We start from the raw sequence: 13,277 nt of genomic DNA on the forward strand, positions 1-13,277 counted from the left end.
GCCCCGCCAACAGACGGGGCTTTCAGCGTTTAACCACCCAGACGGGCTACCCCGCGAAGAACTCCGACAACTCCGTGATCAGCTTGTCCGGAGCCCTGTTCGGACCGTCATGGCCGAACCCCGGGAGGATGGTGTAGCTGGAGCCGGACAGGACGTCGTGGATCTGGCCACAGGCCACCCCGAAGTACGCCGGGCTCTTCTCGCCCACCACAATGAGTGTCTCCAGCGGCAACTCCAGGAACGGCTCCGCCGGCATGTCCGCCGCGATCACTGCTTTGATCTCGCGCACGCCACAGGTCATCAACTCCCGCATCTGCTTACCCAGTGGAGTGCCGGCCGTCAGCTTGGTGGCCAGTGTCAGCATGGACAACGGCATGCGCGAGAAAGCGCCGCCGGTCTCAACCCCCTTGATCAATACGGCAAGGCCGCGGTCATAGTCGCCGGCCGCCGTCGCGCGTTCATACTCCGGGGTCCAGTCCGCCTTGACACTGTGGTTGACGGAAACTGCGGGGTCGTAGACGGCCAAGCGCTCCACGGGTAGGGTCCGAGCGGCGTGCAACGCCACTGCGCCGCCGAACGAGTGGCCGAACACATCGGTGCTGGAGGTGTGCTTCATGACGGCATCCAGGTCCCGGATGTCGGCCTCGAGTGTGTAATCCTCCGGCTGCGGAGACGAGTCGCCGCGCCCCCGGCGGTTGAACGTATGAACGGGACGGCCGAGGGATTCGCTCAGCTTCTGCGCGAACCGGGTGTAGTCCGAAGCCGTCACCATGGAGGCGGGCACGACGACGACGCCGGACCCCTTCGCCGCCAGGTCACCGCCCGTGGTGAAGAGTTCGAGGTGTCCGCCGTCAGGTGTGGTGATAATCTCGCGCGTCATGAACCGAGCCTAGCTGAGGCACCTGAACACGAACACTGTGTCCACCGACCGCTGAAACCTACTTCTTGAAGTACTCGGAGATATCGCTGACCAGTTCCTTGACGGCCGCGGGGACCGAACCATGGAAGCCTTTTGGCGAGACCTCAAGCGTGCTGCCCGGGACCGCCCTGTTGAGCCGGGACGCAGCCACCTTGTAGAACTGCGGACTCTTTTTACCCACCATGAAATGCGTCGTGGGCGGGAGTACGGAGAAGTCCCGGGGCGTGGCGTCGGCTTCGAAGGCAGCCTTGAGTTCTCCTACGCCCGAAGGCAGGAGATCGCGGAACAGTCTGTTGACCTTGGTCCTGGAGACCACTGCCATGAGTCCTGCGAGGATGGGCTCGGGCACGCGGGAGAGCGCGGTCCCGGGATTCATTCCCCGCTTCATTCGGGCCATGGCGCGGCTGACGTCGCCTTTATTCACGGCATCGGCAAAGCCGTCCAGCCAGTCCGTGTCCATGCTGCCGTCGATGTTCACGGCGGCGTCATAGACGGCGAGCTTGGCCGGCTCATTGCGTGTACCGGCAAAGGCTTGTGCAGCGTTGAGGGCGACCGCCCCGCCAAGGCTGTGGCCAAGGATGTTCCGGGCGTCGGTGGCGTCCATGATGGTCCGGACGTCGGCGATCTCCGTGGCCATGGAGTAATTGTGCGGCTGGTCTGTGGATTTGCCCCGGCCGCGGCGGTCATAGACGTCCACGGCCCAGCCCTCGCCCAGTCCCTTCGCCAAGGCCACAGAGAACGGGCGGTAAATCAAAGCTGTCAGGAATGCCCCGCCGATCAGGATCACGCGTCGTTCCCCGGGCGCGTCCGCCGTCCCGTAGCTGTACAAGGCGAGTTTGCCGCCGTCGTGCGTTCTGACTTCCTGTTCCCTCACCCGGATTATCCTAGGCGCCTACGGACGCGGGGACGTGACCTCCGGAGAGGAACCGTGCCACCCGGGAGGCCAGCCGCCGGCCCGGACGCAGCGGACCTTCGTGGAATTGCAGGGGGACGATCGCGAAGTCGATAGCGGAAACGGCGTTGGCGAGGGTTCTCCCGGTTTCGGCGAAGTACGAGGGACTCCACCCTCCACTCAACATCAGTGTCGGTGTGTGCAGTGACCGGAAATCGTTGAGTGAAACGTCCGCTGCCAGGACCGCGCGCATCTCGGTCACCGCGGTGGGCAGAAGCGACCGCATCTCGAACCCCAGCCGGGTCTGGGCGGAGATGATACTGAGTGTTCGCAATGCGCTCATGGGCAGGTAGGAAATGGGTCCTGCGGTGCCCAGGCCCTGGACCAGATGGGCCCAGGCTTGGTCCAGCTGCCCCGCCGTGACGGCTTCTTCCAGTTCCGGGCGCCACCGGCCGTGGAGGTTGCCGGACAGGGACACCGCGGCGTCGTAGGTCACCAGGCGGTTCATCTTCGACTTCAGCACCGCGTTCAGGGCAACGAAGCCGCCATAACTGTGAGCCACCACGTCAGTGGAACCGCTCTTGTCCATCACTGCGGCGAGATCGGCAACCTCAGTCTCCACTGAGTAGTCCGGCGGCTGCGGTGCGGACCTCCCTCGGCCGCGTCGGTTGTAGCAATGAACGGGGCGGTTCAGCATGCGGCTCAGGTTCCGCGCGAACGGCCAGTACAGGGAGTCGGTCACCAGGGTGCCATGGATCATGACGACGCCGGACGGTTCAGCGGGTGCCTGCGACCCCGGAATGGCGGCATTCGACAGGGGTCGGAAGGTGTGCACCTCAAGCTGCCCACCGCCGTCGTTCGTTTCAACAGTCCACGTCTCCACAGCCCGAGTCTATGTCCGGAAGTAGTGGCCCGTAATCAGCGGTAAACTTAAGGACTGTGACTTCCGCAAACACCCCCGCCCTGAACACCTCCGCAGAGCCTGCCGATGCCAGCGAACAGATGCGCATCCGTATGGAGAAGCGCGCCAAGCTGATTGAGCGTGGTTCGGAGGCCTATCCCGTGGGCGTTGAGCGGACTCATTCCCTTGCCGAAATTCGTGAAAAGTACGCCCACCTCGAGGCGGACGACACCACCGGCGACGTCGTCGGTGTGACCGGACGCGTCGTGTTCATCCGCAACACCGGCAAGCTGTGCTTCGCCACCCTCCAGGAAGGCGGCGTGGACGGCAAGGCCGTACGCCTGCAGGCGATGCTGAGCCTGGCGAACGTCGGCGAGGAAGCTCTGGCCGAATGGAAGGCCCTGGTTGACCTGGGCGACCACGTGTTCATCAAGGGCGAAGTGATCTCTTCCCGCCGTGGCGAACTGTCCGTCATGGCCGAGTCCTGGTCCATGGCGTCCAAGGCCCTCCGGCCCCTCCCGGTGCTCCACGCGGAACTCAACGAGGAGACCCGGGTCCGTCAGCGCTACGTGGACCTGATGGTCCGCGACGAAGCCCGTGAAATGGTCTACACGCGCGCTGCAATTACCCGCTCCATCCGGGACACCCTGGACCGCCGCGGTTATGTGGAAGTCGAAACCCCCATGCTGCAATTGGTGCATGGCGGCGCAACGGCCCGCCCCTTCGAAACCCACATGAATGCCTTTGACCAGAAGATGACGCTGCGCATTGCCACCGAGCTCTTCCTGAAGCGCGCTGTGGTGGGCGGCATTGACCGCGTTTATGACATGGGCAGGGTTTTCCGCAACGAAGGCGTGGATTCGACGCACAGCCCGGAATTCACCACCCTGGAATGCTACGAAGCCTGGGCGGACCAATTCGTCATGGCCGAGCGCATGAAGGAAATCATCCTGAATGTGGCTGACGTCGTGGGGACGCGCACCATTCAGACGGAAGCCGGCGAGATCAACCTCGACGGCGAATGGTCCTGGCTTGCGGTGTACCCGGGGCTTTCCGAAGCAGTGGGGGTCGAAATTACCCCGGACACCACGGTGGAGGAATTGCGGGACATTGCAGCCCAGCATGAGGTCAAGGTGGATCCCAAGTGGGATGCCGAGAAGCTCGCGGTGGAATTGTTCGGGGAAATCGTCGAGCCAACCCTGTTGAACCCGACGTTCGTTTATGATTACCCGCCGTCGGCGCAGCCCCTTGCCCGTCCGCACCGTGAGGACGGCCGGTTGATCGAAGCCTGGGACCTCATTATCGGCGGCATGGAGCGTGGCACGGCGTTCTCCGAGCTGATTGACCCGGTCATCCAGCGCGAGCGTCTCGTGGAGCAGTCAAGGCGCTCAGCGGCCGGTGACGACGAAGCCATGCACCTGGATGAGGACTTCCTCCGCGCCCTGGAATACGGCGCTCCACCGATGGGCGGCATTGGCCTGGGCATTGACCGCCTTGTGATGATGTTTACCGGCGTGGGCATTCGGGAGACCATCCTGTTCCCGTTGCTGAAGCCTGAGGGGCACTGATCATGGAGTACATTGCCGTCCTGGCGCCCTCCGTTGTTGTTGGTTTGATCTTCTGGTTTGCCATGAAGTCCATATTCAATGCCGACAAATCCGAGCGCGAGGCTGAAGCCCGGGCGCAGGCGGAAGCAAATCTGCGCAATTCGGGTCCTGATGCCGAGGGCCCTGCCGCTAAATAGCCTGTGAATTGGCTGGCATTGGGGTTTTATCCACATATGCCTTTGACGCGCATGGTTGCTGTGAACGATAATCAGAAATACAACATGGGGATTTCTGATTATCAACCCTCCAAAAGAGAGGCTACTCATGGCACAAAAAGTAAAAATCATCCTTGTCGATGACTTGGATGAAGGGGCAGCTGACGAAACTGTCCGTTTTGGCCTGGACGGCGTGAGCTACGAGATGGATTTGTCTTCGGCCAACGCTGCTTCCCTGCGTCAAGCCTTGGAGCCTTACGTCGCCAAAGCCCGGAAGACCTCTTCCGGACGCGCAACGAGGGGCCGCACTGCAGCCACCCGTAACCAGGATTCCGCGCAGATCCGCCAGTGGGCCCGTGACAACGGTTACACGGTAAACAGTCGCGGACGCATTCAAGCTGAAATTCAGGAAGCGTACCAGAAGGCGAATTCCTGAGTCGCCGCCTCAAAGCCCCGGCCAAGTGCCGGGGCTTTGGTTTTAACGCGGACGTTCAAGAACCCGCTTCCCGGGCGGGAGCAGGGGTCCATGTTTCCCCTGTGGCGAACACGCTCCAAAAGTCCTGCTTCGGCACGTAGCATCAAAGTACGTCGTAGCTAGGAGTGTGGCGAAATGTTTGAGAGATTTACGGACCGTGCCCGTCGCGTGGTCGTCCTTGCCCAAGAAGAGGCACGGATGCTCAATCACAACTACATCGGTACTGAACACATCCTCTTGGGTTTGATCCATGAGGGTGAAGGTGTTGCCGCCAAGGCGCTTGAGTCCTTGAGCATTTCGCTCGACGGCGTCCGGGAACAGGTGCAGGAGATCATCGGCCAGGGCCAGCAGGCTCCGTCCGGTCACATCCCCTTTACCCCGCGTGCAAAGAAGGTGCTGGAGCTTTCGCTTCGCGAGGCCCTTCAGCTCGGACACAACTACATCGGCACGGAGCACATCCTCCTCGGCCTCATCCGTGAGGGCGAAGGCGTGGCAGCCCAGGTGCTGGTGAAGCTCGGCGCGGACCTCAACCGTGTGCGCCAGCAGGTTATCCAGCTGCTCTCCGGCTATCAGGGCAAGGAAACCGCGGGTTCGGGATCCGGCCAGGGCCAGCAGGAAGGCACCCCTGCCGGTTCCGTGGTCCTGGACCAGTTCGGCCGCAACCTGACGCAGGCTGCACGCGAAAACAAGCTCGATCCCGTGATCGGCCGCGAGCAGGAGATGGAACGCGTCATGCAGGTCCTCTCCCGCCGCACCAAGAACAACCCGGTCCTGATCGGTGAGCCCGGCGTCGGCAAGACCGCCGTCGTCGAGGGCCTTGCCCAGGCGATCGTCCGCGGGGACGTTCCGGAGACCATCAAGGACAAGCAGCTCTACACGCTGGACCTTGGCTCCCTGGTTGCAGGTTCCCGCTACCGTGGTGACTTCGAAGAGCGCCTGAAGAAGGTCCTCAAGGAAATCCGCACCCGTGGGGACATCATCCTGTTCATCGATGAGATCCACACCTTGGTTGGTGCGGGTGCTGCAGAGGGCGCCATTGACGCTGCGTCCATCCTCAAGCCGATGCTGGCCCGTGGCGAACTCCAGACCATTGGTGCCACCACGCTTGACGAATACCGCAAGCACATCGAGAAGGATGCTGCGCTGGAGCGCCGCTTCCAGCCCATCCAGGTCAAGGAACCTTCGGTTGCGCACGCGATCGAGATCCTGAAGGGCCTGCGGGACCGTTACGAGGCACACCACCGCGTGACGATTACCGACGGCGCCCTCGCCTCCGCAGCGCAGCTGGCCGAACGCTACATCTCGGACCGCTTCCTGCCGGACAAAGCGATTGACCTCATCGACGAAGCGGGCGCCCGCCTGCGCATCCGTCGCATGACCGCTCCGCCGGAGCTCAAGGCCATGGACGAGCGCATCGCCGACGTGAAGCTGGAGAAGGAATCGGCCATTGACGCCCAGGACTTCGAAGGCGCCGCTTCGCTGCGCGACAAGGAGCAGAAGCTCATTGCCGAGCGCGCAGAGAAGGAGCGCAACTGGAAGTCCGGCGGCATGGACGACATCTCCGAGGTTGACGAGGACCTGATCGCAGAAGTCCTCGCGAACTCCACGGGCATCCCGGTCTTCAAGCTCACCGAGGAAGAGTCCTCGCGCCTGCTGAAGATGGAAGACGAGCTGCACAAGCGGGTCGTCGGCCAGGACGAGGCCATCAAGGCCCTGTCGCAGGCTATCCGCCGTACCCGTGCAGGCCTGAAGGACCCCAAGCGTCCGGGTGGTTCGTTCATCTTCGCCGGCCCCACCGGCGTCGGAAAGACCGAACTCGCCAAGGCACTTGCGGAGTTCCTGTTCGGTGAAGAGGACGCCCTCATCACGCTGGACATGTCCGAGTACTCCGAGAAGCACACGGTTTCGCGCCTCTTCGGTGCCCCTCCGGGCTACGTCGGGTACGAAGAAGGCGGCCAGCTGACCGAGAAGGTCCGCCGTCGTCCGTTCTCCGTGGTGCTGTTCGACGAGGTTGAGAAGGCGCACGCCGATCTCTTCAACTCGCTCCTGCAGATCCTCGAAGACGGCCGCCTGACCGACTCCCAAGGCCGCGTGGTGGACTTCAAGAACACCGTGATCATCATGACCACCAACCTGGGTACCCGCGATATCTCCAAGAGCGTCGCAACCGGCTTCCAGTCCGGCACGGACACCCAGACCGGCTACAACCGGATGCGTGCCCGGGTCACGGAAGAGCTGAAGCAGCACTTCCGTCCCGAGTTCCTCAACCGTGTTGACGACGTCGTGGTGTTCCCGCAGCTGACGCAGGACGAGATCATCGAGATCGTGGACCTGTTCGTCACCCGCCTGGAGCGTCGCCTCAAGGACAAGGACATGGGCATCGAGCTCACCAAGGCCGCCAAGGTCCTGCTCGCTACCCGTGGTTACGACCCCGCAATGGGTGCCCGGCCGCTGCGCCGCACCATCCAGCGCGAGATCGAGGACCAGCTGTCCGAGAAGATCCTGTTCGGCGACATCCACACCGGCGACATCGTTGTGGTGGACGTCGAGGGTGAAGGTGACGACGCCAAGTTCACGTTCGAAGGCAACGCCAAGCCGCGGATTCCGGAGATCGCTCCGTCCGCATAAAGGTGGAAGCGCCATAAAGCAGAGTGCCCCGCACATTCTCCTAGGAGTGTGCGGGGCACTTGCTTGTTGTCGGGATCTGGAATCCCGCGGGCCCGGGTAACAGGCAGCAGGAGGGTTGATGCGGGTATTGATGGTGGCCCCGGGAACGCGGGGAGACGTGGCTCCCATGGCGGGACTGGGCAGCAAGCTGCAGGAGCACGGGTTTGAGGTTGCCGTGGCCGGCAATCCTGCCTACGAATCGGTGGTGGTGTCGGCAGGATGCGAGTACAGGGAACTCCCTGGCAGCCTGACCCGGATTATCCAACGCGGTTCGGCGGGAGCGGAGCCGGCCGTCAGCGGGATGCTTGAGTCCTGGCGTGGGTTGCGCACCTACATGGACCAGGCAGCCACGGGAACTTTGGCTGCGGCAGAACGTGGAGCGGACCTCATCATGGCCAACTCCGTGGCGCCCTACGCTTATGACGTCGGTGAAGCGCTGGGCATCCCGGTCCTCGGTGCCCACCTGCAGCCCGTTGAGCCAAGCGCCGCGTATCCGCCGGTGATGTTGGGATCCGCCCGCAACCTGGGGCGGCTGGGCAACAGGCTGATTGGCGAACGGGTGGCTGGCGGACCCGCGCCGTACGACGCCCCGAGCGCACGTATACGCCGGGAGTTGGGGCTTCCGAAGCTGTCGCGCCAGGCCGCTGACCGACGTCGGCGCAGCAACAAGGCGACCATCCTCCATGGCATCAGCCCCACGGTCCTGCCGCGCCCGGCGGATTGGCATGACGGCCTGACGATGGGCGGCTACTGGTGGCCGCCGGCAAGGCCGGAGTGGAAACCGGACTCCTCATTGGTGGATTTCCTTGCCGCCGGACCGCCCCCTGTCTACGTGGGATTTGGCAGCGGCGCGCAGCTGGACGCAGACCTGGCGCTGGAAGCCGTCAGGCTCGCCGGTGTGCGCGCCGTCTTGCAGGGCGGGGGCGTGCAGGAGCCTGACGCCATCAGCGTCGGGGATGTGCCGCATGAGTGGCTTTTCCCGCAGATGGCGGCCGTCGTGCACCATGCCGGATCAGGTACGACGGCGGCTGGTCTCCTCGCCGGGGTCCCGACCGTTTGCGTACCGGTCTTCACGGACCAGCCCTTGTGGGCCTCCCGGGTGGCCGCCCTTGGTGCAGGCCCTTGGCCCATCCCTTTCAAGCAACTGGCAGCGGGGCGCCTCGCAGCGGCAATCAAAGCCGCGGTCAGCACGCCGTCGTACGCTGACCGGGCGCGGGTCCTGGCCGCCAGCATCGCCGCGGAAGACGGCGTGGCTCCGGTGCTGGATGCACTCCGGAGAGTCCAAAGGATGTGAAAGCACTGTTTCACTCTTAGTGAACTACCCTGTGATGCGCGGCACATTCCCTGTTGAATCAGAGCATGGACTCGACTGACTCTCACAACCCGGGCAGGCAACCGGAGACGCCTTTCCACGATCTGGAGCACTATCTTTCAGTTCCTCGCGTGGGCGGACTCACCCTCAGCCCCGACGGCAAGCGGCTGGTCACCACCGTTGCCACCCTCAATGGCAAGGGAACCGAATACGTCACGGCTCTGTGGGAGCTGGACCCGGCCGGGGAGAAGCAGGCCAGGCGCATCACCAGGAGTGCCAAGGGAGAGGCCGGCGCCGCCTTCGCAGCCAACGGCGACCTCTACTTCACGTCGGCGCGCCCCGACCCGGAGACCCCCGATGAGGACCCTGTCAGCGCCTTGTGGTTGCTGCCGGCGGACGGGGGAGAGGCCCGGGTGGTGCACTCGCGGGCAGGCGGAGTCAATGCAGTCCTCGCCGCCAAGGACGCCGATGCGACGTTCGTTGTGGCGGAGGTCCTGGCCGGTTCCACCAACGAAGAGAATGACAAGGAGCGGCGGAAAGCCCGCAAGGACAACAAAGTTTCGGCGATCCTGCACAGCGGCTACCCCGTCCGATACTGGGACGCGGACCTGGGCCCGTCGCAACCGCGCATCTTCGCTGTGGAACCCGGCGAACAGAACCAGCCTGGGAAGCCTTCCACCGTGGATGCCCAACCGCCGGTAGAACTGCGGAACCTGACCCCCGGCGTCGGAGGTTCACTCCGGGTAGCACAAACCGTGGTGAGCCCCGATGGGAAGACCATCTACACGAGCCTCACCAAGGCGCTCGCCAAGGCTGACAGCCGCGAGGTGCTCGCCGCCGTCGACGTATCCACCGGCGCCGTGAAGGTACTGCTGGACCGCGAAGGCATGAGCTACTTCCCCGGGCCGGTCAGCCCTGACAACCGCACCCTGGTTGTGCAGAGCGAAAGCGACACCACGCCCACCCAGGCCCCGCAGGTCAAACTGCACCTGCTGGACGTTTCAGATGGCGAGACCACGGAACTGGCCCCGCTCGCACACGAGTGGGACCGCTGGGCGCACCCGGTTGCCTGGCTTCCGGACGGCAGTGCCGTCCTGGTGACAGCGGACGACGACGGCGCGTCGCCGGTTTTCCGGATCAACGTCGCTGACGGTGCGGTGACGCGACTGACGAAGGATGCGGCGGCTTACACGGACGTGGCCGTCTCCCCGGATGGGGCAAGCGTCTTCGCGCTCCGGAGTTCCTACGACTTCCCGCCTGAAGCTGTTCGGATCGATGCTGCCACCGGCGACGTGGTCCGCCTGCCTGCTCCGGCGGAACGTCCGGTGCATCCCGGTCGCTTGGAGCGGGTGGAGGGGACCGCTGCCGACGGTTCACGGGTACCGGCATATCTTGCGCTGCCGGACGATGCGACGGGCGATCAGCCGGCACCCCTCCTCCTTTGGATCCACGGCGGTCCGCTCGGTTCCTGGAACGCCTGGACATGGCGCTGGAACCCATGGCTGCTGGTGGCGAAGGGGTATGCCGTGCTGCTGCCGGACCCGGCGTTGTCCACCGGCTACGGGCAGGACTTCATCCAGCGCGGATGGGGTGAGTGGGGAAAGCGCCCGTTTGATGACTTGATGGCCATCACCGATGCAGTGGTGGCCCGTCCGGACATCGACGAAGCGCGGACCGCTGCAATGGGCGGCTCGTTCGGCGGCTACATGGCGAATTGGGTTGCCGGGAAGACTGATCGATTCAATGCGATCGTCACTCATGCCAGCCTGTGGGCATTGGATCAGTTCGGCCCCACCACCGACGCGGCCCAGTACTGGCTCAAGGAAATGACTGCGGAGATGGCGATGGAGAATTCGCCGCACCTGAACGTGGGAAACATCAAGACGCCCATGTTGGTGATCCACGGCGACAAGGATTACAGGGTGCCGATCGGGGAAGGGCTGCGTCTTTGGTACGAGTTGCTCTCATCCTCCCAGCTTCCGGCCGACGAGAATGGCCAGAGCCCGCACCGGTTCCTCTACTTCCCGGACGAGAACCACTGGGTGCTCCAACCCCAACACGCGAAGATCTGGTACGGGGTGGTTGAGCACTTCCTGGCCAAGCAGGTGCTGGGGCGGGGCGTGGAGCTGCCGGAGGAGCTCGGCCTCTAGGGAGCTGCCGGCGCGCCTCCGGGATTCAGTTCATGGTGCCGGGACCGGGGCCACCTTAGGCAGGTGGCCCAGGCGGGCGGAGACGGTCCGCGCGGCGGCCAAGACTCTTTCTGTGTACAGTGCGATGCGCTCGGGATCCGTCCGGGACCGGGGTGAAGACAGCATGATGCACCCGACTACCTCGTCCCGGTAGTCGCGTACCGCCGCGGAGATCCCAACCTCCTCCTGCGAGGTGAACCCGTCGTTGATGGCGTAGCCGTCCTCCCTCACGGTGGCCAGGTGCTGCCCGAAGTCAGCCTCCAGTCCGGACGCCGGCCGTCGGGTGATCCACCCTGCCTGTAGTGCTTGTTCCACGTCGGGGGCAGCAAGCTGGGCGAGAAACACGCGTACGGAGGCGCTCTCGTAGTCGTTGTAGCGGGTCCCGATCGGCGCTGTGTGTTTCACGGGGTGCGGGCTGGGAATCTCTTCAACCACTATGGCCGCCATGCCGTTCCATACGGTCAGTGCGCTTGTTTCGCCCGTTGCTGCGGCTAGTTCCTGCAGATCGGCGTGCGCGGCGCGGCGAACGTCAAGCTCTGCGAGCAGGGGTCCGGCAAGGGTGATCAAACCCAGCCCGAGCCGGAAGCGTCCGGTCTCTTCGTCACGCTCCACATAGCCCGCGTTCGCGAGGCCGGTGAGGATCCTGGAAACAGTGCTCTTGTGGAGATTTACTCTCTGCGCAATCTCCGTCACGCCCAACACGGGGCGTTCAAGCGAAAACGCTTGCAGAACCCCGAGGCCATTCAGCAGCGATGCCGCAGCTCCTTGCAGTGGTTCGTCATTAAGCCGTGGCCTGCCGGGCATGTCTGTCCTAGGTGCTTGGGTCAGCTGCTCTTGGCAGCAGAGAGTGACGTTCCGAGGAGGAACCGGATGCTCCCATTTTAGTGACTTTTAAGCAGGACCTCGCTGACCACGAACCAACCGACGCCTTTGACTTGTTGCGGAGTTAGCAACTATATTGTTTATATAGCAACGGTTATCCAAGGCTGAAGTCATGGTTTTCCGAGTGTGTGCGGGAGACCGCAGGGACAAAGGCGGGCTGGGGGCCGCTGCCGGAGTTCAAGAGAAGGGGCCTTCCAATGGCGGGACAATTCGAAATCTACAAGGACGGCAATGACTTCCGATTTCGCCTGACCGGCGACGAACGGGAGATCCTGGCGGTGTCAGGGGCGTTCCCAGGGAAGATGCAGGCGGCGAAGGCCATCATGGCGGTCCGCGAAAATGCAGCCACCGGACACATCGTGGACAAATCCATCATCGAGGAGCAATCCAAGCAGGCCGGAAAGGCGCACTCGCCGCTGACCCGCAGTTCGCCCCGGCAGTCCCTGCGTACTGCAATGGCGAGAGGCGGTGAGACGGCCTCCAAACGTTCCGGACCGCGCCGAGGCGGTCCGGCCTCCACCCGGGGATTGAAGCTAAGGTTCCTGGTTCGCCTCAACTTGGAGTTGGATGGCGCGCGCGTCCTGATCCGGGGCCGCGTCAGTGAGCACAATCTGACAGCTATATATGCGGTGGCGCGACGCGCAGCGGCCCTGCCTGGCCGTGGGGGCGTTGTGCTCGACCTTACCGGCGCCGCTGTGGGCGGGACGGCCTTGCGTGAACTGCGCTCTGCCGCGTTGAAGGGCGAACTGCCGGGGGTCGCAGGGCGGGCAGCCGTACCGTGCAAGCTGGACATCCTGGAGCCCGTTGCATCGCACATGGCCAAGGCCGCTTCCCTGCCCGGCTAAAGGCGCGCGCAACTCGTGGAAACGAGAACATTCAAACGTCACGCAACGCTCAAGGTGGCGTTGGTTTTCAGTGGTTGGGACCCATCTCCCGCAACGACAGGCTGGGTCCCCGGAGGAGGGCCCAGTGCAGTTGTCAGACAGAGAGCGCAACATACTTGAAGGACTGGAGTCGCAGCTGATGGCTGAGGACCCGGAACTGGCCCGCAAGCTGGCTTCCGGTTTTGATCGGCAGAGGCTTCCTGCCGAGGGCTTCATCGGTTCTTTTGCCCTGATGATCGGACTGGTGGTGCTAATGACGGGCGTCGCGGCGCACATGACGGTTGTGGGCGTGGGCGGTTTCTTGCTCATGGGGACTGGTTCCTACCTGCTGGTCCGGACTTGCTTCGACGCAGGCGGTCGCTGGAGCGGGCGGGGGCGGGTTCGTGGCTAGGAT

The 13,277-nt window shown here is 63.8% G+C and carries 12 protein-coding genes; 8 read left to right on the plus strand and 4 right to left on the minus strand.

Going from position 1 to position 13,277, the window contains the following annotated elements:
• Window positions 1-46 precede the first annotated feature (46 nt).
• From OCL88_RS14690 to OCL88_RS14700, 3 genes are read right to left on the minus strand one after another with little or no spacing between them, the layout of a single operon-like run.
• Window positions 47-880: an alpha/beta fold hydrolase gene (locus OCL88_RS14690; RefSeq protein WP_062094554.1), complete on the minus strand. Its 834-nt coding sequence runs from the start codon at window positions 878-880 to the stop codon at window positions 47-49.
• A 58-nt stretch (window positions 881-938) separates the two neighbouring features.
• Window positions 939-1,793: an alpha/beta fold hydrolase gene (locus OCL88_RS14695; protein WP_264962985.1), complete on the minus strand. Its 855-nt coding sequence runs from the start codon at window positions 1,791-1,793 to the stop codon at window positions 939-941.
• Between the two features lie 10 nt (window positions 1,794-1,803).
• The gene (locus OCL88_RS14700; RefSeq protein ID WP_264962986.1) at window positions 1,804-2,694 is read right to left on the minus strand and encodes an alpha/beta fold hydrolase; all 891 of its coding nucleotides are present in this window, start codon (window positions 2,692-2,694) and stop codon (window positions 1,804-1,806) included.
• 56 nt (window positions 2,695-2,750) lie between these two features.
• Here OCL88_RS14700 and lysS point away from each other — a divergent pair, with 56 nt between their 5' ends.
• From lysS to OCL88_RS14730, 6 genes are all read left to right on the plus strand, one after another.
• Window positions 2,751-4,280, plus strand: coding sequence for a lysine--tRNA ligase (lysS, locus tag OCL88_RS14705; protein ID WP_264962987.1), 1,530 nt, complete (start codon window positions 2,751-2,753; stop codon window positions 4,278-4,280).
• A gap of 2 nt (window positions 4,281-4,282) precedes the next feature.
• A complete protein-coding gene (locus tag OCL88_RS14710; protein WP_264962988.1) occupies window positions 4,283-4,456 on the plus strand; it encodes a hypothetical protein in 174 nt (57 codons plus the stop codon).
• A 127-nt stretch (window positions 4,457-4,583) separates the two neighbouring features.
• On the plus strand, window positions 4,584-4,910 hold the full coding sequence (locus OCL88_RS14715; RefSeq protein ID WP_264962989.1) for a histone-like nucleoid-structuring protein Lsr2: 327 nt from the start codon (window positions 4,584-4,586) through the stop codon (window positions 4,908-4,910).
• A 174-nt stretch (window positions 4,911-5,084) separates the two neighbouring features.
• Window positions 5,085-7,577 carry an ATP-dependent Clp protease ATP-binding subunit gene (locus OCL88_RS14720; RefSeq protein ID WP_264962990.1) on the plus strand — a complete coding sequence of 831 codons (2,493 nt, stop codon included), beginning with the start codon at window positions 5,085-5,087 and terminating at the stop codon, window positions 7,575-7,577.
• A 118-nt stretch (window positions 7,578-7,695) separates the two neighbouring features.
• Window positions 7,696-8,910: a glycosyltransferase gene (locus OCL88_RS14725; protein ID WP_264962991.1), complete on the plus strand. Its 1,215-nt coding sequence runs from the start codon at window positions 7,696-7,698 to the stop codon at window positions 8,908-8,910.
• Between the two features lie 65 nt (window positions 8,911-8,975).
• Complete coding sequence (locus tag OCL88_RS14730; RefSeq protein WP_264962992.1) at window positions 8,976-11,078, plus strand: prolyl oligopeptidase family serine peptidase; 2,103 nt, start codon at window positions 8,976-8,978, stop codon at window positions 11,076-11,078.
• A gap of 30 nt (window positions 11,079-11,108) precedes the next feature.
• On the opposite strand, the gene OCL88_RS14735 is transcribed toward OCL88_RS14730, so the two are convergent.
• Window positions 11,109-11,921, minus strand: coding sequence for an IclR family transcriptional regulator (locus tag OCL88_RS14735; RefSeq protein WP_264962993.1), 813 nt, complete (start codon window positions 11,919-11,921; stop codon window positions 11,109-11,111).
• Between the two features lie 275 nt (window positions 11,922-12,196).
• On the opposite strand from OCL88_RS14735, the gene OCL88_RS14740 reads away from it, so the two are divergent.
• Window positions 12,197-12,844 (plus strand): YegP family protein, encoded by a 648-nt coding sequence (locus OCL88_RS14740; protein WP_264962994.1) that lies wholly within the window; start codon window positions 12,197-12,199, stop codon window positions 12,842-12,844.
• A 124-nt stretch (window positions 12,845-12,968) separates the two neighbouring features.
• The gene (locus OCL88_RS14745; RefSeq protein WP_264962995.1) at window positions 12,969-13,274 is read left to right on the plus strand and encodes a DUF3040 domain-containing protein; all 306 of its coding nucleotides are present in this window, start codon (window positions 12,969-12,971) and stop codon (window positions 13,272-13,274) included.
• The last annotated feature ends 3 nt before the right edge of the window (window positions 13,275-13,277 follow it).

It is taken from the genome of Paenarthrobacter sp. PAE-2 (assembly GCF_026013155.1).
GTDB classification, from domain to species: domain Bacteria; phylum Actinomycetota; class Actinomycetes; order Actinomycetales; family Micrococcaceae; genus Arthrobacter; species Arthrobacter ureafaciens.

Bases quoted from the DNA above. Each gene is read 5' to 3' on its own strand.
- OCL88_RS14715 (WP_264962989.1), top strand. From the start codon at position 4,584: ATGGCACAAAAAGTAAAAATCATCCTTGTCGATGACTTGGATGAAGGG.
- OCL88_RS14710 (WP_264962988.1), top strand. From the start codon at position 4,283: ATGGAGTACATTGCCGTCCTGGCGCCCTCCGTTGTTGTTGGTTTGATC.
- OCL88_RS14690 (WP_062094554.1), bottom strand. From the start codon at position 880: ATGACGCGCGAGATTATCACCACACCTGACGGCGGACACCTCGAACTC.
- OCL88_RS14730 (WP_264962992.1), top strand. From the start codon at position 8,976: ATGGACTCGACTGACTCTCACAACCCGGGCAGGCAACCGGAGACGCCT.
- OCL88_RS14735 (WP_264962993.1), bottom strand. From the start codon at position 11,921: ATGCCCGGCAGGCCACGGCTTAATGACGAACCACTGCAAGGAGCTGCG.
- OCL88_RS14720 (WP_264962990.1), top strand. From the start codon at position 5,085: ATGTTTGAGAGATTTACGGACCGTGCCCGTCGCGTGGTCGTCCTTGCC.
- OCL88_RS14740 (WP_264962994.1), top strand. From the start codon at position 12,197: ATGGCGGGACAATTCGAAATCTACAAGGACGGCAATGACTTCCGATTT.
- OCL88_RS14725 (WP_264962991.1), top strand. From the start codon at position 7,696: ATGCGGGTATTGATGGTGGCCCCGGGAACGCGGGGAGACGTGGCTCCC.